Genomic DNA, 26,339 nt, shown 5'->3' with positions numbered 1-26,339 from the left:
GCAATGGCGACGTGGATTTGGGGGAGGAACACGCTCATGACCGCTGCAGCGACGGCCGCACCACGAAGGACGTTCCGCAGGCGACTGGCGTGCCTGGGGCTCGCCGTCATTACGGCGCTGGCTGCCCCGTGGGGCGGCTTCACCGCACCGCCGGCCGTGGCGGATTCGGCGCCGGTGGACCCGAACGATCCCAAGACGCCCGTCACCGTGACCGCGGACAGCCTGCCCACGGCCCAGCACGACGGCGTGGCCTGGCAAGCCGTGACCGTGGGCGGCACCGTGTACGTGGCGGGCAGGTTCAACAACGCCCGTCCGTACGGGGCGGCGCCGGGAACACAACTCGTGGCACGCCGGAACATCCTCGCCTTCGACCTCGCCAGCGGGCTCCTGAAGAGCAACTTCGCCCCGGTCCTGAACGGCCAGGCGCTGTCCATCGCTGCCTCTCCGGACGGTTCGCGGATCTACGTAGGCGGGGACTTCACCACCGTGAACGGCATCCAGCGGAACCGGATCGCTGCCTTCGACCCGGATGACGGCAGCCTGGTGTCCTCCTTCGCGCCCAAGGTGTCCGCCAGCGTCAGGGCGATCGTGGCCAGCAACTCCACTGTGTGGTTCGGCGGCACGTTCAACGCGGTGGGCTCGGCCACCCGGAACCGTCTGGCCGCGGTCAGCGCCGCGGACGGTGCGCTGCTGTCCTGGGCGCCGAACGCGAACGCAAGGGTCAACGCCCTGGCATTGTCGCCGTCGGCGGACCGTGTGGTGGTGGGCGGCGCGTTCACCACCCTCAACGGCTCCGGCCGCCCGGGCTACGGCCTGGGCATGGTCACCTCCGGCAGCGGCGCCACCCTGGCCATCCAGGCCAACGACATCGTGCGGAACGCGGGCGACGACTCCGCCATCCTCTCCCTGTCCACCGACGGCACCCAGTTCTACGGCACCGGGTACATCTTCGGCACGGGCGGCAACCTGGAAGGGGCCTTCGCTGCCAACTGGTCCGATGCCAGGATCAAATGGGTGGAGGACTGCCACGGGGATTCCTACGGAGCCTTTGCGAACAGCACCGCCGTGTACGTGGCCGGGCACCCGCACTACTGCGGCAACTTCGGCGGCTTCCCGGAGACGACGCCACGCAGCTGGCACCGGGCCGTGGCCTTCGGCAGGGCCGCAACAGGAACCCTCACCCGGGACATCTACGGCTATCCCTCCTTCACCGGCCAACCGGCACCGTCCATGCTGAACTGGTTCCCGGACATGGACACCGGCACCGCCAGCGGGCAAAGCCAAGGCCCCTGGGCCGTCACGGGCACCAACAGCTACGTGGTGATGGTGGGCGAATTCCGCAACGTGAACCAGAGCCCGCAGCAAGGTCTTTCCCGCTTCGCCGTCAGCCAGATCGCGCCGAACGACCAAGGCCCGCGGGTGTCCGGAGCCGCTTTCGTGCCCACGCTCAGCAGTCCCGGCGCCGGGCAGGTGCGGGTGCAGTGGCAGGCGAACTGGGACCGGGACAACTCCAACCTGACATACACGGTGCTGCGCAACGGCAATCCCGTGTACAGCGTCTCCCAGCTGTCCACCTTCTGGCAGCGGCCCACCCTGGTCTTCAACGATTCCGGCCTGGCCGGAGGCCAGCAGAACTACCGCATCCGCGTCCAGGATCCCTTCGGGAACACCGTCACGGGCGACACCCGCAGCATCACCATCGTGGGCACCACGAATGAACCGCCCGTGGCAAGCTTCACCAGCAGCACCAGCCTCCTGACCGTGAGCGTGAACGCCTCCGCATCCTCCGACCCGGACGGCAGCATCAGCAGTTACACCTGGGGCTGGGGCGACGGCAGCACCGGGACAGGAGTCACCGCACAGCACACGTACGCCGCGGCCGGCAGCTACACCGTCAACCTCACGGTGCGCGACAACGAGGGCGCAAGCACCAGCACCTCACGCGTGGTCACCGTGAGCGACGGCGGCAACCAGCCGCCGTCGGCCGCCTTCACGGTCACCGCCAACCAGCTCAGCGTCACGGTCAACGCCGGGGGCAGCTCCGATCCGGACGGCACCATCAGCGGTTACAGCTGGACCTTCGGCGACGGCGGCACCGCCACGGGCGCCAGCGCCCAGCACAACTACGCGGCGTCCGGAACCTACACGATCACCCTGACCGTGACGGACAACGACGGCGCCGTGGACACCACCACGCGGTCCGTCACCGTCGCCGCGGATCCGGGAGGGGCGCTCGCCGCCGATGCCTTTGGCCGGGCTTTGGGCTCGGGGTGGGGGACAGCCGACAGCGGCGGGCCCTGGACCGTGGGTGGCTCAACGTCCTTCTACTCCGTGGCCGGCGGTGACGGCCGGATGAACCTGGCGGCAGGCCGCGGCACCTCCGCTTACCTGGGCAGCGTGTTCAGCAGCGACACCGACACCACCGTCACCCTGGCCCTGGACAAGATCGGCAACGGCGGCGGCACCTTCTTCGGCGTGATCGCCCGCAAGGTGGGGGGCGCCGAATACCGCGGCAAGGTGAAGGTCGATTCCGGTGGCCTGGTCACCGTGCAACTGACCCGGCTGTCCGGGACCAGCGAAACGACGCTGGGCCAGTTCGTCACCGGGCTGGACGTGGCGGCGGGCCAGGGACTGCAGCTGCGGGTCCAGGCCACCGGAACCTCGCCCACCACCCTGAGGGCCAAGGCATGGCGCAGCGGCACCGCCGAGCCGGTCGGATGGCAGCTGTCCACCACGGACAACACCGTGGCTGCCCTGCAGGCGCCCGGAAACGTGGGGCTGCTGGCCTACCTGTCCGGCTCGGCGACAAACGCGCCGGTCAATGCCTTGTTCGACGACTACGTGGTGCGGCCTTTATGACAGGCCGGATCCTTTAGCTGTCGTAGCGGATGCCGAGGTTGCGGCCTTCGGCGAGGTACACGTTGTTGTCTTCCCAACGGTTGGTGAACAGGCCCGAGACCTTGCTGCGCGAACGGCTGATGATGCGGATGGGGTACTTCGATCCGTTGCCGAAATCGAACTGGTTCCGGCCCAGGAAGTTCTTCTGGACGGTCACCACGATGTCCGCGTACTTGCTGCCAACGGCGATGTTGATGGACGTCTGGCCGTCATCCACCCAGTTGCGCTCCACGAGCACATTGGCCAGCTTGGCGACGTTCTGCTGCAGCATGATGGTGCAGCCGCCGTGGGTGCCGCGCGGGCTGGGGGCGCTGCCCGCGCCGGTCACGATGGAACCGATCACGGTGTTGCCGACGATCCGGATGTTCTGGCCGCCCTGGACCTGGATGCCGTCATTGTGGGTGCCGTCGCTGTGCGCGGGGTCGTTGCTCCAGTAGGTGAGCTCCTTGATGAGGTTGCCCTCGATCACCACGTTGGCGTACACGGAGCCGCCCGGGCGGTTGAAGACGCCGATCCCGTCGTTGCTGCGCATGATCGTGTTGCGGCGGGCAGTGAACTCATGGCCCACGATGCCGTCCCGGTAGTAGGAGGGGCGGTCCGGGATGATGGTGCAGTCCTGGACCAGCAGGTTGTAGCAGTACGCGCTGTTGGCGTCCACGACGCCGGTGTTCGACGACGGGATGTGCTTACCGCCGCGCAGGCGGCAGTTGCGGATGACGACGTTGCGGGCGCGGACCTTGATGTCGCCGTAGATGTCCAGGTTTTCCAGGACGGTGCCGTCCCGGGTGATGACGAGGTCCGCGTAGCTGGTGTTGTACGGCTTGAGGACCGTGCCGGTGATGACGCCGGTGGTCAGGCTGGTGGGCTTGTACGTTCCGGGGATCAGGTCCGCGCGGACGGCTGCTGTGGCAGGTGCAGCGGTGGCGTAGCCCGCGGCAACGGCACCTACGACGCCTGCGGCGCCGAGACCGAGGGCCTTGCGGCGGGACAGTTCAATGCTTTGCTTCAAAAGTTCGTTCCTTCTTTGAAGTGGTCGGGCATCCCGGAGGACCACGGCTCCCCAGCGGCCGTGGTACCCCGGAAAAGACCCGGGCTTGTGGAGCACTGGCCGTTGCAGGTTATGTGGCTGCGCGGTCCAGGCAATGCAACGCGAGCGTGTCGGTGCCGGCGGATTTTCCCGGAAGACCGCGGGAGGTGGCAGAGGCACCCCGGGTGACGGGAAGGGAACTACTGGAGCCGGGGTCGATGCTTCCGGGACCCGGCGTGCGGCACTGGCTCCGTGGAACCGGTCCGGCAGCGGGTGGGCGTCAGGCATCGCGGCGGGCTTTGGCCGGATGGTTGCGGAAACCAACCGTAGTGGAGCCGCCGTTTTTGTTGCAAATTGATAACGGCGCATAGCTACCCGCGCGTAATGGTTTCGACTTGGTAACGGAGTCTGGTCAGAAGGGCGACACGCCGGGATAATCCGCGTCATTCCGCGGTGGCGTCCAGCGAAGCAGCGCTGCGGGGAAATCGTTATAAAAGTCTTTCGGAGACAGCAAGCCCTCAGCTTGCTGAGCTGTGGCCTGCCTCACGGCGCGGGGCTTATGGTGGGGTTCACGGCGCGGGTGCAGGCAGGGAGGTCCGGGTGGCTTTCGCCAGGAGGGCAATAGCAAAGGTACGGCGCTGGCGGCGCCGGCTCCGGGGAGAAGTCTTCGCGGCCTGGGTGCGCCTGTGGGGTGGTTCGGCCGGCCACGGCATCCTGGCGGACAGCAGGCTGAGGCTACGCCACCTGCCGCATCGGGGGTGGTCCATCGGGGACGGCGTCTACCTGGGCGAGGGCGTCATCCTGGACATCCGTCCTGGAGCCGTCTTCAGCGTGGGGGACCGGAGCAAGCTCATGCACTACGTGATCATCGGTGCCGGCGAACGGATCGAGATCGGCGCCGACTGCCAGATCGCCGAGCTCAGCTCCATCCGGGATTCCGACCACGGCGTGGATGCTGCCGGACTCATCAGCACGGCGCCCCTGCGCAGCAAGCCGATCCGCATCGGCGACAACAGCTGGGTGGGCCGCGGCGCGGCCCTGATCTCCGGCACCGAACTGGGCTCCGGCGTCGTGATCGGGGCGAACAGCGTGGTCCGCAGCCGGATCCCGGACAACAGCATCGCGGTCGGGGCGCCCGCACGCGTGGTGCGGCAGCGGCAGCTTCCCGGCAGCCCCTGAACTGCTACTTCCGTTTGTACTCGCTGTACACGTAGCCGAAGGCGCCGGAGGCCATGCCGGTGCCGCGGGCGATGGTCCGCAGGCCGCGCGCCCGCAGGGACATGGACCCGGTGACCGCTCCTGCCAGCAGCCGGGCCCCGCCGCCGGCGATCCGCACCGTCCCGGAGGCCAGGTGCCGGGCGCGTACCAGGACCTTCTCAGCGGTGTTTTCCGCGAGCTCCAGGCTCACGCGGGCAGCGGAGTTGCCGCTGCGCAGGGCCCGCCGCAGCACCCAGCTGCGGGTGAGCCGGGACTCGGGGACGCGGTCGATCACGGCTGCTTCGTCGCACCACAGCATGAGGCCGCCGAGCCTGGCCAGCTTCCGGGTGAAGAGCGTGTCCGAACCGCCGCTGAGGCCGAAACGCTCGTCAAAGGCCAGCCCCAGGGCCCGGATCTGCGCGAGGTCCAGCAGCAGGTTGTTGGTGGCCGCAACGGTGAGCCGCGTACCCGTCCTGAGCCGGCGCCGGTCGAAGAACCGGCCTTCCTGGATCCAGCGTTCCGGCGTCCGGGCGTATTCGCTTACCACCGGGCCGACGACGGCGGCCGCGGCCGTTTCGCGGTGCAGGGTCAGGAGGGTACGGAGCCAGTCCGGCGTGGGAACCTCGTCGTCGTCGATGAACACCAGCACGGAGTCGCCCGCGGACTCGGCCAAGGCGCGGTTGCGGGCGGCGGCGATGCCGGGGCGGGGCTCATGGACATACCTGATGCGGGGGGATGCGAAGCCCTCGACCGTGGCCCGGGCGCTGCCGGCGGGATCGTTGTCCACCACCAGCACGGACGCCGGGCCCCCGACCGTATCGAGCTGTTCCTGCAGCCGGGGGATGGCGAGCGCGATGTCCTCGGGGCGCTTGTAGGTCAGGACGGCAATCACCGTGGATCCTGCGATCATGCTTCCTCCTTGGCGGGATCAGCGGCGTGGTTTTCCTGCCGGGAGAACAGGGTCCTGGCCTGGGAGATGAACAGCTTCAAGTGGCTGCGGTGGAACAGGAACAACGCCGCGGCATGCACGGCCGCAAAGAGCGGAAGCCCCAGGGCCAGTTGCACTACGGGCAGCAGCGGTGCCAGGCCCAGCGCAAGGTAGGCGGCCGAGGCCCACAGCGCCGCGTGCACCGCCGGCAGGATCACGCCGAGTTGCTTCCGTACACCAAGGCCGGCCAGCCTGGACTGCAGGAGCAGCAGTACCGGCGTCAGCACGAACCCGGCCGCCACCAGCCCGAACGCCACCCAGAACAGCCCGAACTGCAGGCCGATGACGATCCCGCCCACCTGGACCAGCGCGGCCGTGATCTCGTAACGGACGATCAGCTTTCCTTTGCCCAGGCCCTTCATGAGCGAAGGCGTGATGTAGAAGATGGTTTCCCGGGCACCGCCTACCGCCAGGACGCTGACCAAGGGCGCCGCCGGCAGCCAGGCATCGCCGAGGACCACCTGGACCAGCCCCGGTGCCGCGCACGCCACCAACGCCATCAGGGGAACCACGGACATGGCCAGGATGTGCATGGCGCGGGACAGATGCGCCGCCACCAGCGCAGCGTCCCCCGCGGCCCGGGAGAACGCCGGAAACATCACCCGGTTGACGGTCTGGCCCACCAATTGCACCGGGACCACCATGATCCTGTAGGCCATGCTGTACAGCGAAAGGGGCACCACGCCCAGGAAGCGGCCCACCAGGATGTTGTCCACATTGCGCGAAAAGTAGGCAAGGAAATCGGTGAAGAACACGCTCAGGCTGAAGGACAGCAGCGGGCCCACCTCGCGCAGGTGCAGATTAGGCCAAGGGCCGCGGGACGCCGCCAGCAGCAGGGCCGCCGTGAGCGCGTCCGTGGTGAGCACCTGGTAGGCGAGCGCGAAGTATCCCGCGCCCAGCAGCGCCGCGGTGATTCCCGCCGTCGCGCCCGCGGCAGCGGCGAGGATGTCCGCCCGCGCCACCGGCCGGAGCATCAGATCGCGGGACAGCATGGCGCGCGGGGTGATGGCAAGGCCTTTGAGCGGGATGGCCGCAGCCAACGGCAGGAGCAGGGCCGTGACGCCGGGAGCGTGGAAGAAGTCCCCGGCCCAGGGGGCAAGCAGCACGGTGGCGCCGCCCACCAGGACCGCGAACAGCAGGTTTACCGTTGCGGTGGCGCCGGCGGCACGGCGGCCGAGTTCCGGGCGCTGGATCAGCGCCGAAGACAGTCCCTGGTCCAGGAACAGGGCCGCGAAGGTGGTGTAGACCATCGCCGCCGAAATGATGCCGTAGCTCTCCGGCCCCAGGATCCGGGCCAGGACAATGGCGCACAGCATCTGGAAGCCCTGCCGCGCCAGCACCGCCGACAAGCTCCACCGGACCCCGCTGACGGCGGTCCTGCCGGCGAATGCTGCTTGCTTGTGCGCTGCTTGCTTCCCCACGGCGCTCAGCTGTTCCCGTCCCGCTTCCCGCTCCCGCGGGCGGCGACGTCGGATACCTGGCGGGCCATATTGTCCCCGTAGGCTGCGGGGCTGTGGCGCTCGCGGGCCCGGATCGCATCGGCCTCGGCCAGCTCCCGGTACCGGGGCCAGGACTCCCGGATGCCGGTCAGTGCTTCCGCGAGGGCGGTGGCGTTGCCGGGCTCGACGAAGCAGGACGCGCCATAGCCGCCGGCCGCCTCCCGCAGCCCGGAGGTGTTGCTGGCGACCACCGGGCGGGCCGCGAGGAGTGCTTCGACGGCGGTGTTGCCGAACGGTTCATCCAGGCGGGACGGGACCACCGCCACATCGGCCGCCGCGAGGTAGGGCCAGACGTCCTGCTGGAAGCCGTGGAAGGTGACGAAGTCCGCGGCCCCGGCCTGCGCCACCTGGGTCCGGAGCTGTTCTTCGTAGGCCTCGTTGCCGGGAAAGACCGCCCCCACCAGGGCCAGGCTGGCGGAAATACCGCGGGCGCGGAGCTGCACGACCGCGTCGACGGCCACGTCCACGCCCTTGCGGTGGGACAACCGGCCGAGATAGGCGATGTTGAGTCCGCCGTCGAGGGACTTCCGTGCGGGCACGACGGCGGCAGGCCCGGGAACGCCGTTCCACACCACTGTGGCGCGGCCACGCAGCCGCGGCAGGGAGGCGCCGAGGGTCTCGGCGCTGAAAGTGCTGTTGGTGACGATGTCCGTGGACAGCAGCAGGGGAAGGGCAAGGGCTGCGCGAAGGGCGGGGGAGGCGCTGGATTCGGCCTCGTGCACATGGGTCAGGACGGGAATCCGGAACAACCTGGCCAGGACGGTCCAGAGCGGCACGGTGATGGTATTCGCCAGGAGGACGTCCGGACGGCTGCCACGCAGCAGCCCGGCTCCGGCGAACCCGCCACGGACGCCGGCCACGGCAAGCCGCAGCAATCCCATCGGGGAGAGGAAGCTCTTCCGGAGCACCGGCGTCGGGCAGTACACCACGTTCACTCCGCGCTGCTGCAAGGCGGGCACCAAGGGGCCCGGGCCCGGAACGGTGACCAGCACGCGGGCGCCGTGGCGCAGCAGGCCGTCGACCGTCTCCAGGAGGACACGGTCCGAACCGTAGAGATCGGCGCTCGGATGGGCCACCACAACGGAGGTCCGGGGTTGGGGATTGCGCACTTTTCTCCTGTCCGCAAGATCCGCCCGTGGTAGCAGAAGCTTAGGTCCGCAGCAGGGCTTTTGCCAGCGCTTCGGAGCGCCGGACGGCGGGCACGGAGAACCCCGGACGCCGGGCACGGAACGGTGCTGCCCGGAAGCCTTCCGCAGCGGCGCCGGGCGTTCAATAATGGTGCGAACAGACAATGCGGCCCGGGCACGACCGAACAACGGAAATGTCCTGGAGGCTACCTGGGGGCGGCGTTTTGGAACTGTCAGAGTATCTCCGCGCGATCGCACGCGGCTGGTGGATTGTTCTGCTGTGTGCTGTGGCCGGTTTGGGTGCTGCCTGGGTGGTCACGGACAACATGCCGCCGCAGTACCAAAGCACCGTGCGGTTCCTGGTGGTATCGCCGCCGGTCACCGGCCAATCCGCCCTGCAGTCCGATGAGCTGTCCCGCGGACGCATCGCCACCTATGCAGCCCTGGTGAAGAACGACCTTTTCGTGGACCGCCTGCTGAAGGACAGCGGAATCGGACTGGACGGTACCCAGGCGCAGGAGAGCATCAGCGCGTCCAGCGACCGGGACACCTTGCTGCTCACCGTCGTCGTGACCATGCCGGACGCCAGCCAGGCCGTGGCTACAGCATCGGCCATTGCGAAGAACTTCGGCCCCGCCGTGAACGAGCTCGAAGAGGGCCGCCGGCCCGAAGGTTCATCCCAGACCGTCCTCAAGGTGGTTTCCGGGCCTACGCCGGAGGACGCCCCCGTGGCGCCGCGGGTGGGCCTGAACCTGGGCCTGGGCCTGCTCCTGGGCGTGGCGGTGGGCATCGGCATCGCCGTCGGCCGCCGCCTGATGGACCACTCCCTGCGCACTCCCGAACAGGTGGAAACCGCCACCGGACTGCCCCTGCTGGCCCGCATCCCGTACTCCTCCACGGCGCGCAGCCTTGGCCGTTTGCTGCGCCGCAGGCCGGACTCCCTGGTGGATGAGGCCGGCCGCCGGCTCCGCACCAACGTGGACCACCTGTCCGGGGCTGAAATGTTCCAGGCCCAGCGGCTGCAGGCCGTCACCGTCACATCCGCAACGGCCGGGGAGGGGAAGTCGACGGCGGCCCTGCTGCTGGCGAAGGCTTGGGCCGAGTCGGGGCACACCGTGCTGCTGCTCGAGACCGACCTCCGGCACCCGCAGCTGGCCCTCGAAATCGGCCTGGCGAAGACCACGGGCCTGTCCAATGTGCTCTCCGGCCAGCTTCCCCTCGACAAGGTCATCCAGCACACGTCCTTCGAGGGCTTGCACTGCATCGGTGCGGGCACGGTGCCGATGCAGCCCACTGAACTGCTGGGCAGCAAATTGACGCCCCGGGTCCTGGAGGCGCTCAAGGAGAGGTACAGCCGGATCGTCATTGATGCCACCGCCCTGCAGCCGCTGAGCGACGGCGCCGTGATGGGTTCCCTGGCCGACGGCGTGGTGCTGGTGGTGCGGCACGAGAAGGTCACCCGGCAGGTGCTTGCCGCGGCGATCGGCAACTTGAGGGCCGTGGACAGCCGCATCCTCGGCGTCGCGCTGAACGCCCTGCCGGACCGCTTCGCCGAAGCCCACCGGCGCGCCGCGCCCCGCACCCGCCGGGCCCACCGCGCGGACACCGTGGACCCGGGCCGCCTGCGCAGCTGGCCGGAGCAGGGCAAGGGTCCCGGTAAAGGCAAGGATTCCGGAAAGAGCGACGGCGGCGCCTCCGCCGCCGACGATGCGGACGGTGTCGATTCAAACGGTGCCGCTTCAAGCAGCGCCGATTCAAACGGCGTCGATTCAAACACTGTGCTGCCGCCTCCGCGGCGCGGCTAGCGGCGCGCCATGGTCAGGCTGGCGCTGTGGATCGTCTGCTGCTTCGGTTTCGCGTGGCTATTCCGCTGGCGGATCCGTTGGGTCTTCGCCGCAGTGCTCGGCCTGTGGATGCTCGTCCCTACAGTCGGCAGCCCGCTGATCACCGGCGTAGACAGCGGCGCCCTGTCCCTGCACGCCGCCAGCTGGCTGATTTTCGCGGCCTTCATTGTGCGGCTGCTGCACGATCCCGTGTCCCTGCGCCGGGTGCTGGGCCGCGAGTTCTTCCTGTTCATGGCGCTCGCCCTGGTGGTGCTCGCGGCGTTCCTGGCCTCCCGCAGCTCGCCGGAGGGCGGGGGCGTGGTGCTGTTGGTGGACCAGATCGTGGCGCCGGTGCTGTTCTTCCTGGTGCTGCTTTCCGCTGCGCTGTCGGACCCGGACCTCGTGACGGCGCTGCGCACCATGCTGCTCACCTTGGTGGCCGTGACGTGCGTGATCGCCTTGGTCCAGTGGCTGAGCCATAGCGTCCTCTTCTACGAGGAAGGCTTCCTCACCCAATACTGGTTCAACCCGGACACGGACCGCTGGATGGGCACCCTGGACCAGCCGTTGGCGTTGTCCCTGGCCATCTGCGTGGCGGCGCCGCTGGTTGCAGGGCTGAAGTACAACTCGCTCCAGGCGGTCCTGTTGCTGTTGATGATCGCCGGCGTCCTGGTGACCCAGTCACGGGTGGGGTTGTTCGTGGTGGGTTTCTCCGTGGTGGCCGTGGTGCTTTTCGCCAAGCGCCGGGTCTGGGTGAAGATCGTGTTCCTGGCCGTGCTGGCTGTGGCCACCTGGTTCATCGTGCAGTCGCCGCTGGTGGCCGGGGTGGCCCAGCGGCTGGAGGACGATACCGGCTCGGCCGAAGCCCGGGCCCGGGCCTTGGAATACTTCGTGGCCCACTGGTCCGACTATTTCATCGCGGGCCAAGGGATCGGTGCCAGCTACCGGGTGGCGGTGCAGGGCGGGCTGCAGACAAGCTTCGAGAACCCGCTGGTGATGTACAGCATCGACTTCGGGATCGTTTTCGCCGTGCTGTACTTCGCCGTCATGGGCTACCTGGTGCTCAAGCACGCCCCCCGGCACCATTTCCGCGGCCTGACCCTCGCCGGGCTCCTGGCCATCGCCGTGCCGCAGACGTACAGCTCCCTGGCCACCCGATCCGCCGCGGCCATCCTGATCTGGACCGTGTTTGCCATGCTGGTCATGGCCGGCGACGAAGTGGTCCGGCAACAGCAGCTCCTGAAGGCCGCCCCGCAGCAAGAAGAACTGAGCAGCACAGGGAGCCTCCGGTGAGCGACCCCGGCGCGCCCTTCGGACGCCGCGGCTTCCTGGCCCTGGCGGCGCTCGCGGGCGGGGCGCTCGCCTCCGGAAGCGCGCTCACAGGCTGCGCAGGATGCCCGACGCCGGCCGGCGCTTCTGCGGGAACGCTCCCCGCCCTCGAGCCGGTTCCGGACGTCCCGCTGACGCCGGGCGGGCCGTATGCCCTGCCGGACCTCCTGGACACGCAGACCTTCTACATTGCCCACCGCGGCTCCGGGGACAACTGGCCGGAACACACCATGCGCGCCTACAAGGAATCAGTGGCGCTCGGCCTGAAGGCGATCGAGGTCTCCGTGTGGGCCAGCTCCGACGGCATCCTCCTGTGCCACCATGACGCGAACACCCTGCGCACCACGGGGCAGGACCTCAGCATCCCGGATACCCCGTACAGCACGCTGGCAGGCCTGCGCGTGGATGCGCGGGCCTGGCTGGGCCCGGCCACTCCCTTGGAGCCCTTGCCGACCCTTCGCGAAGTGCTGGACGCCTTCGCCGCGAGCCACGTGATTTTCCTGGAGGACAAGGCCGGCACCAACGCGGACGCGATCATCGCCATGCTCCAGGACTACCCGGACAGCCGTGCCCATATCGTCTGGAAGCAGCCCGCCATGTCCCCGGGCCACCTGTACGCCCGGCAGCGCGGCTACACCACGTGGGGCTACTTCGCGAGCCGTGAACTGGGCCGGCTCGCCGACTTCCAGGACCGGACGGATCTGCTGGGCGTGCCCGCGCTGGCTCCCGAAGCGGCCCTTCGGCAGTTCGTGGACACCGGCAAGCCGGTCATCGCCTGGGAAGTCCACCGGCGCTGGGAGCGCGAGCGGCTCCGCCGGCTGGGCGTGCGCGGCATGATGTGCTCCAACGCGCCCTATGTGCTGCAACGGCTGGCTCCTGCAAGCACGGACAGCCTTGACCAAGGCCGCCGCCCCGCCGGGGACCTGCCGTGGAAGACGGGCAGCGACTGGAAGGAACAGCCGGCCTTCGCCGATGGCGCGCTGCGCTTCGACACAGCGGGCTCATACTCGCCGGGTTCCATGGCTCCGCTCGCGGTGCCCGCGTGGCGGCTTGAGGCCGAGGTGCGCTGGCCTGACGGCGCGCCCCAAGGCTCCAGGGCGGGGATGGCCTTCGCGCTCGGCGACGATTCCCCGGCGCCGCCGCCCGCCGTCGGGCCCGCAAGCGCCGCTGCGACGCAAGGCGGATACCGCCTGGACCTCGCACCGGACGGCGCGCTGGAACTCGGCCGGCTCGACAAGGGCCAGGCACAGCCCGTGCGGCTGGCCTCCGTTGGCGGCCAAACGGGACCGGGGCAGTGGGTGCGGATCCGGGTCGAGATGGCGCCCGTGGGCCTGCGCGTAACGGCGTCGTCCGACGGCGGCCGGAGCTGGAGTGCGCAAAGCACGGACACCACGTACCGGGGCGGCTACTTTGCGCTGCTTGCGATGCCGGCCCCCGACGGCGGCGCTCCCGTCGAGTTCCGGAAACTCGCCGTGGCGGGACTCAGCGCAGCCGAGGTGTGCATCGCCTAACTATCCCGGGCGCCATGGGATAATTACGATTAGTCAATGTGACGTAATTGCGTTGCGCCACATTGTCCTAACGGTTCCACCAGGAGAAGCCATGGTTGCCATTCCCACACATCTGCTCCACTCGGCAGCCGCGATCGACAACGCCGAGGTGCTGCGGATCCGCAACGACTTCCCCATCCTGCATCAGCAGGTCAACGGCAGGGACCTGGTCTACCTGGACTCCGGCGCCACCTCGCAGAACCCGCTGAGCGTCATCGAAGCCGAGCAGGAGTTCTACGAACAGCGCAATTCCGCCGTGCACCGCGGCGCCCATTACCTGGCCGTGGAAGCCACCGAATCCTTCGAGGAAGCCCGCGAAACCGTGGCCTCCTTCATCGCCGCCCGCAGCGACGAACTCGTGTGGACCTCCAACGCCACCGAGGGCCTGAACCTGCTCAGCTACTCCTTCCTCAACGCCTCCCTGCCGGGCGCGCCCGCGGAGGCCGGCCGTTTCGCGCTGGCGGCCGGCGACGAGATTGTGGTCACCGAAATGGAGCACCACGCCAACCTCATCCCGTGGCAGCAGCTGGCCATGCGCACCGGCGCCACGCTGCGCTACATTCCGGTGGACGATTCCGGAGCCCTGGACCTGGACGAGGCCGCCCGGATCATCGGCCCGCGCACCCGCGTCCTCGCCTTCACCCACGCCTCGAACGTCCTGGGCACCATCAACCCGGTGGATCTCCTGGTAGGCCTGGCCCGGCAACACGGCGCGCTGGTGGTGCTGGATGCCTGCCAGTCCGCCCCGCATATGCCCTTGGATGTCAAGGCACTGGACGTGGACTTCGCCGTGCTCTCCGGCCACAAGATGCTCGCCCCCACCGGCATCGGCGCCGTGTACGGCAAGGCGGAGCACCTCAACGCCATGCCGCCCTTCCTCACCGGCGGCTCGATGATCACCACGGTCACCATGGAGAAGGCCGCGTTCCTGCCGGCGCCGCAGCGCTTCGAAGCCGGCACCCAGCGCATCTCCCAGGCCATTGCCCTGGCTTCGGCCACGAACTACCTCAAGGAAACCGGCATCGCCCGGATCCACGAATGGGAAACCGTGCTCGGCCAGCGCCTTGTTGCCGGACTGAGCACCCTGCCGGGCATCCGGGTCCTGGGACCCGCCGCCGGCGAGGAGCGGATCGGCCTGGCCGCGTTCGACGTGGAGGGCGTGCACGCGCACGACGTCGGGCAGTACCTGGACGACCGCGGCATCGCCGTGCGCGTGGGACACCACTGCGCCCAGCCGCTGCACCGCCGGCTCGGGCTGACCGCCACCACGCGCGCCAGCACCTACCTCTACAACACCACCGACGACGTCGACGCCTTCCTTGAGGCTGTGGCCGGCGTACGCTCCTACTTCCGAGCCTGAACTTTAGGGAACCCATGAGCCTTGACGCGCTGTACCAGCAGATCATCCTGGACCACTCGAAGCTCCGCCACGGAGACGCCCTCTCCGAGGCCGCGCCGGAAGGCGCCAGCTGCGGCGAATCGCACCAACTCAACCCCACCTGCGGGGACGAGATCACGGTGCGGGTCGCCGTCGCGGACGGAAAGGTCAGCCAGCTGCGCTGGGACGGTGACGGCTGTTCGATCTCCATGGCTTCGGCGTCGGTCCTCACCGAACTCGCCGAAGGCACGGACACCGAGGAACTGCGCACGCTGATCGACACCTTCCGCGACATGCTGCGTTCCCGCGGCAAGATCGCGGCCGACCCGGAGGTCCTGGGCGACGCCGCTGCCTTCGAAGGCGTGGCCCGCTACGTGGCCCGGGTCAAGTGCGCCATGCTGTCCTGGGTGGCAGCGGAAGACGCCCTGGGCCAGGCAACGGCTTAACGACCGGCCGGTTACGGCCGCCCCAGCCCCTTGTAGGTCCAGCCCGCGGCGCGCCATTTGGCGGGGTCCAGCACGTTCCGGCCGTCGAGGATCCGGCGGTTGGCCACCAGCGCGGCGGTCTCATGCGGATCGAGCTCGCGGTACTGCTTCCATTCGGTGAGCAGCAGCACGGCGTCGGCCCGGTCCAGCGTCAGTTCAAGGTCCGGTTCCAGGGGCAGTTCGGGGAAGCGCTTCGCTGCATTGTCCAGGGCCTGCGGATCCGTCACGGTGACCACGGCGCCCTGGAGCTGCAACTGCGCCGCGGCGCTCAGCGCGGGGGAGTCCCGCACGTCGTCGCTTTCCGGCTTGAACGCCGCCCCGAGCACCGCGATCCGCTGCCCCATGAGCGAACCGCCGCACAGCTGCCGGGTCAGCTCCACCACGCGGGTGCGGCGGCGCATGTTGATCGCGTCCACCTCGCGCAGGAAGGTCAACGCCTGGTCGGCACCGAGTTCGCCGGCGCGGGCCATGAACGCCCGGATGTCCTTGGGCAGGCAGCCGCCGCCGAAACCGATGCCCGCGCTGAGGAACTTCGAGCCGATCCGCTCGTCCACGCCGATCGCCTCGGCCAGGCGCACCACATCCGCGCCGGTGGCCTCGCAGACTTCGGCCATGGCGTTGATGAAGGAAATCTTGGTGGCCAGGAAGGAGTTGGCGGCGGTCTTCACCAGCTCGGCCGTGGCGTAATCCATCACCATGCGCGGCACCCCGGCGGCGATCGGCTCCGCGTACACCTCGTCCAGCAGGGCGACCGCGGGATCATCCTCAGAGCCTGAGTCCACGCCGTACACCAGGCGGTTCGGCTTCAAGGTGTCACTGACGGCGTGGCCTTCGCGCAGGAACTCGGGGTTCCAGGCCAGCATTGCCTCCGGCTGGCTTTCGTGCACGATCTCCGCCAACCGGGCCGCCGTCCCCACCGGAACCGTGGACTTGCCGGCCACCAGTTCGCCGGGTCCCACCCGTTCGGCCAGGGACACGACGGCGGCATCCACGTACCGCAGCTCCGCCGCGTTTTCGCCGCGCTTCTGCGGGGTGCCGACGCAGATGAAATGCACCTGGCAGCCGCGGGCCTCGTCCATGTCCGTGGTGAAGCGCAGGCGTCCGGAATCCTCCAGCCGTTTCAGCAGCTCGTCCAGCACCGGCTCGTAGAACGGGGCGTGGCCGTCGGACAGCCCGGCCACTTTGGCGGCGTCCGTTTCGATCCCCACCACGTCATGCCCCAGCTTCGCCATGCATGCCGCATGGACCGCCCCCAGGTAGCCGCAACCGATGACTGAAATGCGCATATGATCCCCATGCCCGGACGCATCGATGAACACGACGCATCGATGAACACACAGTACGACTAACCGCGGCCGAGCGCACCGTGTACGGGGCAATAACTTGCGCGGGCTGCCTCAGCGCCGTTCTTCGGGCGCGGCGAAGACGTCCGGAACGCCGTCGCCGTCGTCGTCCCGCTGTTCTTCCAGCTCCACCAGGCGGTAGTGCCGGTTGCGGGCCCGGAGCACGACGGCGGCGAGCAGCGCCGCGGTGAGGGAACCGGCCAGGATGGCCACCTTGGCGTGGTCATTGTGGGCGGAGGCGCCGAAGCTGAGCTCGGCGATGAGCAGGGAAACCGTGAAGCCGACGCCCGCGAGGAGGGCCAGCCCGGCGACGTCGATCCACGAGAGGCTGCTGTCCAGGCTGGCGCGGGTGGACTTGGTGAGGACGAACGTGGTGCCGAAGATGCCCACGGTCTTGCCGACCACGAGGGCAGCCACGATGCCCACGGCCACCGGGTCGCTGAAGGCCGAGGCCAGGCCCTCGGCACCGCCGAGCGCCACGCCTGCGGAGAAGAACGCAAAGACAGGAACGGCGACGCCGGCCGAGAAGGGGCGAAGGCGGTGCTCGAAGCTTTCGGCCAGTCCGTTCTCCGGCTCGCCCTTCTTGCCGGCGGACAGCACCGGGACGGCGAAGCCGAGCAGCACGCCGGCCACGGTGGCGTGGATGCCGGAGGCGTGCACGAACGCCCAGGTGGCGGCAGCGAGGGGGAGGAGCAGGTACCAGCTGCGGATGCGCTTCTGGACCAGGAAGGTGAAGAGGGCCAGTGGCACCAGGGCAGCGAGCAGCATGAGCGGTTCCAGCCCGGTGGAGTAGAAGAAGGCGATGATGCCGATGGCGATCAGGTCGTCGACGACGGCCAGCGTCAGCAGGAATGTCCGCAGTGCTGCTGGCAGGTGGGTGTTGATGACGGCCAGGACGGCCAGTGCGAAGGCGATGTCCGTGGCCGTGGGAATGGCCCAGCCCTTCAGGGTTTCGGCACCGCTGCCCAGGTTGAAGAGCACGTAGATGATGGCCGGGAGGGCCACACCGCCCACGGCCGCGGCCACGGGGACCACCGCCTTGGCCGGGTTGCGGAGCTCGCCCGAGACGAATTCGCGCTTCAGTTCCAGGCCGGCGATGAAGAAGAACACCGCCAGGAGGCCGTCGGAGGCCCAATGGCCCACGCTCAGTTCGAGGTGCCAGGGCTCGTAGCCGAGCTTGATGTCCCGAAGCGCGAAGTACCCGCTGGCCCACGGGGAGTTCGCCCAGACAAGGGCGGCCACGGTGGCGAAGAGCAGGAGCGCGCCGCCCACGGTTTCGGTGCGGAGGATCGCCAGGACACGCTGGTATTCGGGGAAGCTGGCGCGGGAGAAAACGCTGCGGCGGGGAGAAGGCTGGTGCGGGCTCATGCGGCTCCTTGGGAGGGGTCGGCAAATGACATTGCCGACCAGACTTCCCGGCGCACCTTCGTCCATCTTACCGGGAAGGTGCGCCGGGAGCCGCGCCGCACTTAGCGGAGTAACGCAGTAACGCCTTAGCCGAGCAGGCCGGCGACGCCGATGGCGGCCGTCGCGAGCCCCAGCACCATGGAGACGGTCACCAGGACCACGTGCACGGTGAGGAACTTCGTGGCCTTGCCGGAGGCGTCCCGGGCGCGGGGATCCTTCATGACGCGTTTGAGGAACTGCGGCCACACGGCCAGGGACCACACGCCGGCGACGATCAGCACCCAGCCAAGGATCGCGGGGATCTGCATGCTAGTGGCTTTCGAGCCAGGCCTGGGCCTGCGTGGACTGGATGTTCAGGGCCTTGCCCACCATGGGTTCGGCGGCTTCGGCGATCTTGCCGCCCAGGAACGGAACGGAGGAGCTCACGGTGCCTTCGAGCTCGATCCGGGTGTTGCCGCCGTCGGCCACCAGGCGCTGCGTGGCGGTGACGTCCAGGGGAGCGCCGGCCACCTTCAGGGCGATGGTGCTGCTGCGCGAGCCGTCGGCGGCCGGGGCAGCCCATTGTTCGGTCTGCGTGACGGTGAGCTTCTCGCCGACGAACTTGCGGGCGATTTCCGGCAGGCGGGTGGTGGGGAGGGTACGGACCGTGACAGTGCTGAACGCGCCCGCGGTGTCGCCTTCCACGGTGAAGGATTCGAGGGTTCCGCCCACCAGTTCGCTGGTGTGCTTCAGGAATTCCTCGTCGACGAAAACCGCGGCAACGCGGTCAACGCTGTGCGGCAGGGTGGTGGATGCGGCCAGGGCCATGGGGGTCCTCCGTGGTGTATCGGTTGAGAGCTCTCGAGGCTCCCAAACATCCTACGGCGTGGGCGGGGTAGGCTAGGAAAGTCCCCGGGATTCGCCAGAATTTCGGGTTTTCGTGTTGCTTTCCAAGCTTCCCTTCGTTTCCAGGAGCGCCATTCATGAGCCCCAAAGGCCAGCCGTCCGCAGGCACTTCAGCGCACGCCGGCACCGGTGCCGCCCTCGACGGCCTGCGTCGCGTCCTCGCTGAGGATGCCGGTTTCGCCCGCGTCCGGCCCGAGGCCGCGCGGGGATTTGCCGGCCGAAGCGAGGACTACCAGATCAGTGCGCCCGCTGGCCTGCGTGCCGCGCTGCTGGCGGAGATGGCGGACGGCCTCGCTTCTGCTGGAGCGCCCGACGGCGGAGCCCCCGTGGTCTTGGCCGTCACCGCCACCGGCCGCGAGGCCGAGGACCTGGCGGCGGCGCTTGCCGCGTACCTTCCGGCGGACTCCGTTGCGGCGTTCCCGAGCTGGGAAACCTTGCCGCATGAGCGGCTCTCGCCGCGCTCGGACACGGTGGGCCGGCGCCTGGCCGTGCTGCGCCGGCTGGCCCATCCGGAAACAGCCGCTCCGCTGCGCGTGGTGGTGGCCCCGGTGCGTGCCGTGGTCCAGCCCGTGGTGGCGGGCCTGGGCGACCTCGTTCCCGTGACCGTCAAGGTGGGCCAGGAGATTCCGTTCACGGACCTCGTCCGCAGCCTGTCGGACGCTGCCTACTCGCGCGTGGACATGGTGACGCACCGCGGCGAATTCGCCGTCCGCGGCGGCATCCTGGACGTCTTCCCGCCCACCGAAGACCACCCGGTGCGCATCGAATTCTTCGGCGACGAGGTGGAGCAGATGCGCTGGTTCGCCGTCGCCGACCAGCGCTCCCTTACGTCACTGTCCGGAACCATCCAGCACCCCACCGAGCTGTACGCCCCGCCCTGCCGGGAAATCCTCATCACGCCATCCGTGATGTCCCGCGCCGCCACCCTGAAACCGCAGATGCCGGCCGCCGCGGACATGCTGGAAAAGATCGCCGGCGGGATCGCTGTCGAGGGCATGGAATCCCTGGCCCCCGTGCTGGTGGACGCCATGGTGCCCTTCGTGGAGCAGTTGCCGGCGGGTTCCATCTCCGTGGTGATTGAACCGGAGAAGGTCCGCACCCGCGCCCACGACCTCGCGGCCACCAACGAGGAATTCCTCGAGGCGGCCTGGTCCACGGCGTCCGACGGCGGCGCGGCGCCGCTTGACCTTGCCGGCCAGGCCGCCACAGACCTGCATGCCGCAAGCTTCCGTTCACTGACGGAGACCCGCAGCTCCGCGCTGGCGCACGAGGTCTCCTGGTGGTCCATTACCTCCCTCGCCACTGACGAGGACTTGGTCCTGGACATCGACGTCCTCAACCTGCACGCCCGCGAACCCCGCGGGTACCAGGGCGATGTGGCCGAAATGCTCGACTTCATCGGCTCCCACGTCCGGGACCAGTGGCGGATCGTGGTGGCCACGGACGGCCCCGGCCCGGCGCAGCGCCTGGCTGAGCTTTTCCACGACGCCAACATCCCGTGCGCCCGGGTGGACTCCCTGGCCGAGGAGCCGCAGCCGGGCATCATCGAGGTGACCACGGCCGCCGTCGGACGCGGCTTCGTGCTGGACGGACTCAAGCTGGGGCTGCTGACCGAAGCGGACCTGCTGGGGCGGGCCTCGGCGGCCTCCACCAAGGACATGCGGCGGATGCCCTCCAAGCGGCGCAACGCCGTCGACCCCCTGCAATTGCACGCCGGAGACTTCGTGGTCCACGAACAGCACGGCATCGGCAAGTTCGTCGAACTTATCCAGCGCAAGGTGGCCGGATCCTCGGCCGGCGATTCCGGGCTGCGCGAATACCTCGTCCTCGAATACGCCTCCTCCAAGCGTGGCGCCCCGGGCGACCGGCTCTTCGTGCCCACGGACCAGCTGGACCAGGTGACCCGCTACGTGGGCGGCGACACTCCTGTCCTCAGCAAGATGGGCGGCGCGGACTGGGCCAGCACCAAGTCCAAGGCCCGCAAGGCCGTCAAGGAAATCGCCGGTGAGCTGATCCGCCTGTACTCGGCGCGCATGGCCTCCCGCGGCCACGCCTTCAGCCCGGACACCCCGTGGCAGCGCGAGCTCGAAGAGGCCTTCCCGTACGTGGAGACCCCGGACCAGCTGACCACCATCAACGAGGTCAAGGCGGACATGGAACGCGAGATTCCCATGGACCGCCTGGTGTCCGGCGACGTCGGCTACGGCAAGACGGAAATCGCGGTGCGTGCCGCGTTCAAGGCCGTGCAGGACGGCAAGCAGGTGGCCGTGCTGGTGCCCACCACGTTGCTGGCCCAGCAGCACTACGAAACGTTCACCGAACGCTTCTCCGGCTTCCCGCTGCGCGTCCGTCCGCTGTCCCGCTTCCAGACCGCCAAGGAAGCCAAGGAAACCGCGGAGGGCGTGAAGAACGGCTCCGTGGACGTGGTGATCGGCACCCACCGCCTGCTCTCCAAGGACTTCGAGTTCAAGGACCTCGGCCTGGTGATCGTGGACGAGGAACAGCGCTTCGGCGTGGAGCACAAGGAAGCGCTCAAGAAGATGCGCACCAACGTGGACGTGCTGGCCATGTCCGCCACCCCGATTCCGCGCACCCTGGAAATGTCGCTCACGGGCATCCGTGAGACCTCCACCCTGGCCACCCCGCCGGAGGAGCGCCATCCGGTGCTGACTTACGTGGGTCCATACACGGACAAGCAGACCTCGGCCGCGATCCGCCGCGAACTGATGCGCGAAGGCCAGGTGTTCTTCGTGCACAACCGGGTGTCCTCGATCGAGCGGGTGGCGGCGCAGATCCGCGAGCTCGTGCCCGAGGCCCGGGTGGAGGTGGCGCACGGGCAGATGTCCGAAAGCCGCCTCGAAAAGATCATCGTGGACTTCTGGGAAAAGCGCTTCGACGTGCTGGTCTGCACCACCATCATCGAAACCGGCCTGGATATCTCCAACGCCAACACCCTGATCGTGGACGGCGCGGACAAGTACGGCCTGTCCCAGCTGCACCAGTTGCGCGGCCGCGTGGGCCGTGGCCGGGAACGCGCCTACGCCTACTTCCTGTACCCCTCGGAGAAGCCGCTGGGCGAGGTGGCGCTGGAACGGCTCAAGGCCGTGGCAGCCCACAACGAGCTCGGTGCCGGCATGCAGCTGGCCATGAAGGACCTGGAAATCCGCGGCGCCGGCAACCTGCTGGGCGGCGAACAGTCCGGCCACATCCAAGGCGTCGGCTTCGACCTCTACATCCGCCTGGTGGGCGAGGCCGTGGCCGAATACCGCGGCGAGGCCGAGGAAAAGGCCGCCGAGATGAAGATCGAGCTGCCCGTCAACGCCCACCTGCCGCACGACTACGTGCCTGGGGAGCGGCTCCGCCTGGAGGCCTACCGCAAGCTGGCCGCCGCCGTCACGAACGAGGCCATCGACGAGGTCCTCGCCGAGCTGGTGGACCGCTACGGCGAGCCGCCGCTGCCGGTGCAGAACCTCATTGCCGTCGCGCGCTTCCGGGTCACGGCCCGCGAAGCCGGCCTGTCCGACGTCGCGCTCCAGGGCAACTTCATCCGCTTCTCGCCGGCGAACCTGCCGGAGTCCAAGGTGATGCGGTTGAACCGCATGTACCCGGGCTCGCAGGTGAAGCCTGCCCTGGATTCGGTGCTGATTCCCAAGCCGAAGACCGCCAAGATCGGCGGCAGGGACCTGCAGGACGCCGAGATCCTCACCTGGGCCAACACGGTCATCACCGCGCTCTTCACGGACGCCCCGGCGTCCGGTTCCACCTCGGCAAGCGCGGGCTAGCCGCATGATGGGAGGACACCACGCCGCGTCGGGAGCCGCGGCGTGGATTGCTATTGCGTCCACGGGGCCGTACGCGCTGGGCTGGTACCCGCTGGATTCCACCGGAATCCTGATCGGAGCGATCACGACGGCGGGAACCGCCCTGGTATGCGACTGGGACCACCGCTCAAGCACCATCGCCCACTCGCTGCCGCCGCTGTCCCGGCTGATCGCCGTCGGGATCGAAAAGGCCAGCGGCGGGCACCGGCAGGGCACGCATTCCATCCTGGGGGCGGCTGCCTTCGTGGTGCTCGCGGCCATGGCGGCACAGTTCCAGCTGGACACCCCGGTGGGCCGCTTGTCCGTGGGCGCCGGGCTGTTGTGCATGTTCATGATCAACCTGGCCGCCAAGGCGCTGAAGCTGTTCCCCGAGCACGGCTGGCTGGCCAACTGGGTGTTCGCGCTGGCAACCGCGGGACTGGTGACGTGGTTCGCCCCGCACCAGTGGGCGTGGCTGCCGATTTCCATGCTGACCGGCGTCGTGGTCCACATTGTCGGCGACATGGTGACCACCGGGGGAGTGCCGCTGCTGTGGCCGATCGTCATCAAGCCGCCGAAATTCTGGCGGAAGCTGCCGCTGGTGAGCGGGATCTGGAAGGCCAACGGAGCACTGTCCATCCCGCTGCTTGGCAAAGCGGGTTCGCGCCGGGAGTGGCTGGTGCTGATTCCGGTGAGCGCCTACGCGATGGTGGGGATCTGCGGCGCGGCCTGGGCGCTGGCGAAGACACACTGGCCGGCGGTAGTGACGGCGTTCGCGGGCCTGCTGCCTTAAACACCAACGCGGGGTCACTTACGGCCCATAAAGTCCCTCGGGACGGGCCGTAAGTGACCCCGCGTTGCGGGTTAAGTCTTTAGTTCTCGCCGGCCGAATCGGAGCGGCCCAGGATGGTCTGCGGAATCCAGAACGCCAGGGCGAACAGGCCGAGGCAGACGGCCATCGGCCACGGGTTGTCCAGGGTCAGGAAGGACAGCGAGTAGATGGCGCCGAGGAACATCACGATGATGACCAGGAAGATCGCCAGGCTCACACCCAGGTTGTTCTCTTTGACGATGGGCTTGTTGCCGGCGTGCTGGGACATTCTTTCCTCCTCGGCCCCGCGGGGCTCAAATTCCATGGCCGCTGCCGGGCCCGTCAGTAGGCGGATGAACCCTGTTCACCCTTGACGATGGCAATTCCGGAGCTGGCGCCAATACGTGTTGCACCAGCAGCAATCATAGCCTGCGCGTCGGCAAGGGAACGCACTCCGCCCGACGCTTTGACACCGATGTCCGGGCCGACCGTCTTGCGCATGAGGGCCACGTCCTCAACGGTGGCGCCGCCGCCGTTGAATCCGGTGGACGTCTTGACGAAGTCGGCGCCGGCTTCCACGGCCGCTTCGCAGGCGATGACCTTCTGCTCGTCGTTCAACAGGGACGTTTCGATGATGACCTTAAGGATCGCTTCGCCCGCGTGGACGGCCTCGGCGACGGCGGTGATGTCGTCAACCAGCGCACCCTTGTCGTTGGCGCGGGCCGCCGCGATGTCGATCACCATGTCGATTTCATCCGCGCCGTCCAGCACCGCGCCGCGGGCTTCGAAGGCCTTCACGTCGCTCGGCGTGGCGCCCAGGGGGAAGCCCACCACAGCACACGTCAGGACCTCTGAGCCCTTCAGGGCCTTGGACACCGTCTTGACCCAGATGGGGTTCACGCAGACCGACTTGAAGCCGTATTCGATGGCTTCGGCGCAGACCTTCTCGACGTCCGCCGCGCTGGCTTCCGGCTTGAGGAGGGTGTGGTCGATGTAGGAGGCAATGTTTGCTGCGCTGGCGTTTGCTGCGGTAGCGGCGTCGTTGCTCATGGCAGTCCTTCCGTGGCGGGCCGGGTGGCCGCTTGGTGGCTCGTCAAAGGACCATCTTGCCATAGGCCCCGGGCCCGCCGGCGGACTGTCAGGCGGCCGCGGATTCCAGTGACGGACGACGGCGGAGCGCGTCTTCGGCGAGCCGGGCGGCGCAGCGGGCCGCGGCTTCCTTCGCGGACAGCACCAGGCCCAACCGCAGGCCGTCGCGTGCCGCGGCGTCCCCGAGGGCGAAGATGCCCGGCACCGAACTTTCGAATCCGCTCCCCACCAGGATGCCGCCGTCGGGCGTTGTCTCCAGGCCGGCACTTTCGGCGAGGCTGCTGCGCGGGGCACGCTCTTCGGCGAGGACCACCAGGTCGCCGTTCATGATGCTGCCGTCGTCGAAGATGATGCCGGCGCCGTTCCTGCCGGAGGTGGGGGAGGAGACGACGGCGGCCGGGCGCAGCGTGGTGCGGACCGGACGGACGCCGCGGGCGCGGAGGACTGCCTCGGCCTGGCCGGCGGACGGGCCGGTTCCCACGAGGATGCCGAGGGGCCGGCGGCCGATCGTTTCGGTGAGCGTCTTGATGTGGGTGCCGAGTTGCTCGGCGTCGTCGATGGTGGAATAGGCCATGGCGTGTTCGGCGCCGTGCACGGGCGGGAGCGCAGGGGCGGAGCCGGTGGCGATGACGAGCTGGTCGTAGGCAAATTCCAGGCCCTCGGTGGTGGTGACCTTGCGGTTCGCCGCGTCGATGAAGCTGGCCGCCTGGCCGAAGCGCACCGACACCTTGGGGTGCGCGGCGGATTCCAGCAGCGCCTCGGGGCATTCGTCGCGGTTGCTCAGAACGGTGATCCGGCCTTCGAAAGGTGCCGTGGAGGAACCCTGCTGGATGATGCTCTCCATGCCCGTGAGGTGGCGGAGGAGGGCCTGCGCTGCCGGGCCGGCGCCTGCGATGACGAGGTGGGTGGAGGTGTCCGGCATGGCGGGTCCTTTCGCTTTGTGGGCGGTGTTGCCTGGAGCGGGGCTCAGGCGGTGTTTCGCGGTTGCCTCCAGCGTAGGAGTCCGTGTTTTCCGGGGTGTTTCCCGGTGGTTGCGGTTTTTCGCGGACCCGTTCGCTGGCTGTTACCGGCCGGTAATGAGGTGGGTCACACGGTGGGTGGCTGTAGCCTTGCCCGCATGGGGTGGTTCAGGTCCGGGTTCAGTCCTGCGCGGAGGAAGGAAGCGAGCAGGAAGGCCGAACACTGGCTCGAGGCCATCGCAAGCTGTGCGCTGCATCCGATGTATCTCGACGATGCTGCTGTTCGCCTTGCCGGGGTGGATTCGGAATATCTTGAGTTCGCTGATGCGCTGCATGCCTTTCACCTCGCCGCCGAGATGGAATTCGCGGCGAAGGACATTCTCGGGTTGAGCCCTGACTTCATCGAGGAGCAGTGGGCTTTGCATTTGCCGGAAAGTGAACCGGCCAACGCGATGTTGCGGGCTGCGCGGGTGTGTGCGGATCGGCTGATCGAGGTCGCCGCGGAATGGCACGGGATCTGAGGACACGCTGCTGCAGATGTTCGTGACGGCGGCCGGGAATCAGGAGACCGTCCGCTTCGAGATTGCCGTTTCTGCGGGCGGAAGTCGCTCGCAGCAGAGCGACGTCGTGGGTCGAACTGGATTTGGTTCTTCGCCGCTTCGGAAAGTCCGAACTCGACCGGGAGTCCGACTATTGGGGCCCCGGACCCCTGGGGAACGTAACCAGGCTGGCGAGGGCCCAATA

At 68.6% G+C, this 26,339-nt stretch carries 21 protein-coding genes; 10 read left to right on the top strand and 11 right to left on the bottom strand.

All coding sequences use genetic code 11. The features are described from left to right. Nucleotides 1-36 precede the first annotated feature (36 nt). The gene (locus BIU82_RS06205; RefSeq protein WP_070348604.1) at nucleotides 37-2,859 is read left to right on the top strand and encodes a PKD domain-containing protein; all 2,823 of its coding nucleotides are present in this window, start codon (nucleotides 37-39) and stop codon (nucleotides 2,857-2,859) included. 13 nt (nucleotides 2,860-2,872) lie between these two features. Here BIU82_RS06205 and BIU82_RS06200 read toward each other — a convergent pair whose 3' ends face one another. Continuing rightward, nucleotides 2,873-3,907, bottom strand: coding sequence for a hypothetical protein (locus tag BIU82_RS06200; RefSeq protein WP_070348603.1), 1,035 nt, complete (start codon nucleotides 3,905-3,907; stop codon nucleotides 2,873-2,875). 618 nt (nucleotides 3,908-4,525) lie between these two features. Between BIU82_RS06200 and BIU82_RS20020 the strand changes: the two genes are divergently transcribed. Beyond that, the gene (locus tag BIU82_RS20020; protein WP_216099000.1) at nucleotides 4,526-5,104 is read left to right on the top strand and encodes an acyltransferase; all 579 of its coding nucleotides are present in this window, start codon (nucleotides 4,526-4,528) and stop codon (nucleotides 5,102-5,104) included. Between the two features lie 4 nt (nucleotides 5,105-5,108). Here BIU82_RS20020 and BIU82_RS06190 read toward each other — a convergent pair whose 3' ends face one another. Genes BIU82_RS06190 through BIU82_RS06180 form a run of 3 tightly spaced genes read right to left on the bottom strand, consistent with a single transcriptional unit; the run spans nucleotide 5,109 to nucleotide 8,718 of the window. Continuing rightward, complete coding sequence (locus BIU82_RS06190; protein WP_070348601.1) at nucleotides 5,109-6,032, bottom strand: glycosyltransferase; 924 nt, start codon at nucleotides 6,030-6,032, stop codon at nucleotides 5,109-5,111. Then, complete coding sequence (locus tag BIU82_RS06185; RefSeq protein WP_074466412.1) at nucleotides 6,029-7,531, bottom strand: lipopolysaccharide biosynthesis protein; 1,503 nt, start codon at nucleotides 7,529-7,531, stop codon at nucleotides 6,029-6,031. The genes BIU82_RS06190 and BIU82_RS06185 overlap by 4 nt, the downstream gene beginning before the upstream one ends. Before the next feature lie 5 nt (nucleotides 7,532-7,536). Next, a complete protein-coding gene (locus tag BIU82_RS06180; RefSeq protein WP_070348599.1) occupies nucleotides 7,537-8,718 on the bottom strand; it encodes a glycosyltransferase family 4 protein in 1,182 nt (393 codons plus the stop codon). A gap of 242 nt (nucleotides 8,719-8,960) precedes the next feature. On the opposite strand from BIU82_RS06180, the gene BIU82_RS06175 reads away from it, so the two are divergent. The 5 genes from BIU82_RS06175 (at nucleotide 8,961) to sufU (ending at nucleotide 15,262) form a co-directional block, all read left to right on the top strand. After that, nucleotides 8,961-10,541: a polysaccharide biosynthesis tyrosine autokinase gene (locus tag BIU82_RS06175; RefSeq protein ID WP_070348598.1), complete on the top strand. Its 1,581-nt coding sequence runs from the start codon at nucleotides 8,961-8,963 to the stop codon at nucleotides 10,539-10,541. Between the two features lie 9 nt (nucleotides 10,542-10,550). Then, nucleotides 10,551-11,852 carry an O-antigen ligase family protein gene (locus BIU82_RS06170; RefSeq protein WP_070348597.1) on the top strand — a complete coding sequence of 434 codons (1,302 nt, stop codon included), beginning with the start codon at nucleotides 10,551-10,553 and terminating at the stop codon, nucleotides 11,850-11,852. Next, complete coding sequence (locus tag BIU82_RS06165; RefSeq protein WP_070348596.1) at nucleotides 11,849-13,399, top strand: glycerophosphodiester phosphodiesterase family protein; 1,551 nt, start codon at nucleotides 11,849-11,851, stop codon at nucleotides 13,397-13,399. The genes BIU82_RS06170 and BIU82_RS06165 overlap by 4 nt, the downstream gene beginning before the upstream one ends. Nucleotides 13,400-13,490: 91 nt before the next feature. Beyond that, complete coding sequence (locus BIU82_RS06160; protein ID WP_070348595.1) at nucleotides 13,491-14,798, top strand: cysteine desulfurase; 1,308 nt, start codon at nucleotides 13,491-13,493, stop codon at nucleotides 14,796-14,798. A 14-nt stretch (nucleotides 14,799-14,812) separates the two neighbouring features. Beyond that, complete coding sequence (gene sufU / locus BIU82_RS06155; RefSeq protein ID WP_070348594.1) at nucleotides 14,813-15,262, top strand: Fe-S cluster assembly sulfur transfer protein SufU; 450 nt, start codon at nucleotides 14,813-14,815, stop codon at nucleotides 15,260-15,262. A gap of 11 nt (nucleotides 15,263-15,273) precedes the next feature. Here the strand turns inward: sufU and BIU82_RS06150 are convergent, their stop codons facing one another. From BIU82_RS06150 to BIU82_RS06135, 4 genes are all read right to left on the bottom strand, one after another. Further along, nucleotides 15,274-16,587, bottom strand: coding sequence for a UDP-glucose/GDP-mannose dehydrogenase family protein (locus BIU82_RS06150; protein WP_070348593.1), 1,314 nt, complete (start codon nucleotides 16,585-16,587; stop codon nucleotides 15,274-15,276). A 111-nt stretch (nucleotides 16,588-16,698) separates the two neighbouring features. Then, complete coding sequence (gene nhaA, locus BIU82_RS06145) at nucleotides 16,699-18,012, bottom strand: Na+/H+ antiporter NhaA (protein WP_070348592.1); 1,314 nt, start codon at nucleotides 18,010-18,012, stop codon at nucleotides 16,699-16,701. A gap of 125 nt (nucleotides 18,013-18,137) precedes the next feature. Then, the gene (locus BIU82_RS06140; RefSeq protein ID WP_070348591.1) at nucleotides 18,138-18,359 is read right to left on the bottom strand and encodes an SCO4848 family membrane protein; all 222 of its coding nucleotides are present in this window, start codon (nucleotides 18,357-18,359) and stop codon (nucleotides 18,138-18,140) included. 1 nt (nucleotide 18,360) lies between these two features. Continuing rightward, nucleotides 18,361-18,858, bottom strand: coding sequence for a DUF2505 domain-containing protein (locus tag BIU82_RS06135; protein ID WP_070348590.1), 498 nt, complete (start codon nucleotides 18,856-18,858; stop codon nucleotides 18,361-18,363). A 155-nt stretch (nucleotides 18,859-19,013) separates the two neighbouring features. Between BIU82_RS06135 and mfd the strand changes: the two genes are divergently transcribed. Both mfd and BIU82_RS06125 read left to right on the top strand, forming a co-directional pair. Further along, nucleotides 19,014-22,718 (top strand): transcription-repair coupling factor, encoded by a 3,705-nt coding sequence (gene mfd / locus BIU82_RS06130; protein WP_070348589.1) that lies wholly within the window; start codon nucleotides 19,014-19,016, stop codon nucleotides 22,716-22,718. A gap of 4 nt (nucleotides 22,719-22,722) precedes the next feature. Further along, nucleotides 22,723-23,529 (top strand): metal-dependent hydrolase, encoded by an 807-nt coding sequence (locus BIU82_RS06125; protein WP_171906509.1) that lies wholly within the window; start codon nucleotides 22,723-22,725, stop codon nucleotides 23,527-23,529. A gap of 79 nt (nucleotides 23,530-23,608) precedes the next feature. Here BIU82_RS06125 and BIU82_RS06120 read toward each other — a convergent pair whose 3' ends face one another. The 3 genes from BIU82_RS06120 to BIU82_RS06110 form a co-directional block, all read right to left on the bottom strand. Further along, nucleotides 23,609-23,836 carry a hypothetical protein gene (locus BIU82_RS06120; protein WP_070348588.1) on the bottom strand — a complete coding sequence of 76 codons (228 nt, stop codon included), beginning with the start codon at nucleotides 23,834-23,836 and terminating at the stop codon, nucleotides 23,609-23,611. Nucleotides 23,837-23,889: 53 nt separating this feature from the next. Beyond that, entirely contained in the window at nucleotides 23,890-24,597 is a 708-nt protein-coding gene (gene deoC, locus BIU82_RS06115; protein WP_070348587.1) for a deoxyribose-phosphate aldolase, read from the bottom strand. 88 nt (nucleotides 24,598-24,685) lie between these two features. Continuing rightward, nucleotides 24,686-25,558, bottom strand: coding sequence for an FAD-dependent oxidoreductase (locus tag BIU82_RS06110; protein ID WP_070348586.1), 873 nt, complete (start codon nucleotides 25,556-25,558; stop codon nucleotides 24,686-24,688). Between the two features lie 195 nt (nucleotides 25,559-25,753). On the opposite strand from BIU82_RS06110, the gene BIU82_RS06105 reads away from it, so the two are divergent. Further along, the gene (locus BIU82_RS06105) at nucleotides 25,754-26,116 is read left to right on the top strand and encodes a hypothetical protein (RefSeq protein ID WP_139146523.1); all 363 of its coding nucleotides are present in this window, start codon (nucleotides 25,754-25,756) and stop codon (nucleotides 26,114-26,116) included. The last annotated feature ends 223 nt before the right edge of the window (nucleotides 26,117-26,339 follow it).

The organism is Arthrobacter sp. SW1, from assembly GCF_001766675.1.
In the GTDB taxonomy this organism is placed as follows: Bacteria; Actinomycetota; Actinomycetes; order Actinomycetales; family Micrococcaceae; genus Arthrobacter.
The sequence above is the reverse complement of the archived record's forward strand: the minus strand, read 5'-3'. Positions and strand labels throughout refer to the sequence as shown.

What these genes read in the sequence shown, in the direction of transcription:
- BIU82_RS06140 (WP_070348591.1), bottom strand. Translation starts at nt 18,359, where the DNA reads ATGCAGATCCCCGCGATCCTTGGCTGGGTGCTGATCGTCGCCGGCGTG.
- nhaA (WP_070348592.1), bottom strand. Translation starts at nt 18,012, where the DNA reads ATGAGCCCGCACCAGCCTTCTCCCCGCCGCAGCGTTTTCTCCCGCGCC.
- BIU82_RS06190 (WP_070348601.1), bottom strand. Translation starts at nt 6,032, where the DNA reads ATGATCGCAGGATCCACGGTGATTGCCGTCCTGACCTACAAGCGCCCC.
- mfd (WP_070348589.1), top strand. Translation starts at nt 19,014, where the DNA reads ATGAGCCCCAAAGGCCAGCCGTCCGCAGGCACTTCAGCGCACGCCGGC.
- BIU82_RS06110 (WP_070348586.1), bottom strand. Translation starts at nt 25,558, where the DNA reads ATGCCGGACACCTCCACCCACCTCGTCATCGCAGGCGCCGGCCCGGCA.
- BIU82_RS06125 (WP_171906509.1), top strand. Translation starts at nt 22,723, where the DNA reads ATGATGGGAGGACACCACGCCGCGTCGGGAGCCGCGGCGTGGATTGCT.
- BIU82_RS06150 (WP_070348593.1), bottom strand. Translation starts at nt 16,587, where the DNA reads ATGCGCATTTCAGTCATCGGTTGCGGCTACCTGGGGGCGGTCCATGCG.
- sufU (WP_070348594.1), top strand. Translation starts at nt 14,813, where the DNA reads ATGAGCCTTGACGCGCTGTACCAGCAGATCATCCTGGACCACTCGAAG.
- BIU82_RS06160 (WP_070348595.1), top strand. Translation starts at nt 13,491, where the DNA reads ATGGTTGCCATTCCCACACATCTGCTCCACTCGGCAGCCGCGATCGAC.
- deoC (WP_070348587.1), bottom strand. Translation starts at nt 24,597, where the DNA reads ATGAGCAACGACGCCGCTACCGCAGCAAACGCCAGCGCAGCAAACATT.
- BIU82_RS06105 (WP_139146523.1), top strand. Translation starts at nt 25,754, where the DNA reads ATGGGGTGGTTCAGGTCCGGGTTCAGTCCTGCGCGGAGGAAGGAAGCG.
- BIU82_RS06120 (WP_070348588.1), bottom strand. Translation starts at nt 23,836, where the DNA reads ATGTCCCAGCACGCCGGCAACAAGCCCATCGTCAAAGAGAACAACCTG.
- BIU82_RS06205 (WP_070348604.1), top strand. Translation starts at nt 37, where the DNA reads ATGACCGCTGCAGCGACGGCCGCACCACGAAGGACGTTCCGCAGGCGA.
- BIU82_RS06135 (WP_070348590.1), bottom strand. Translation starts at nt 18,858, where the DNA reads ATGGCCCTGGCCGCATCCACCACCCTGCCGCACAGCGTTGACCGCGTT.
- BIU82_RS06170 (WP_070348597.1), top strand. Translation starts at nt 10,551, where the DNA reads ATGGTCAGGCTGGCGCTGTGGATCGTCTGCTGCTTCGGTTTCGCGTGG.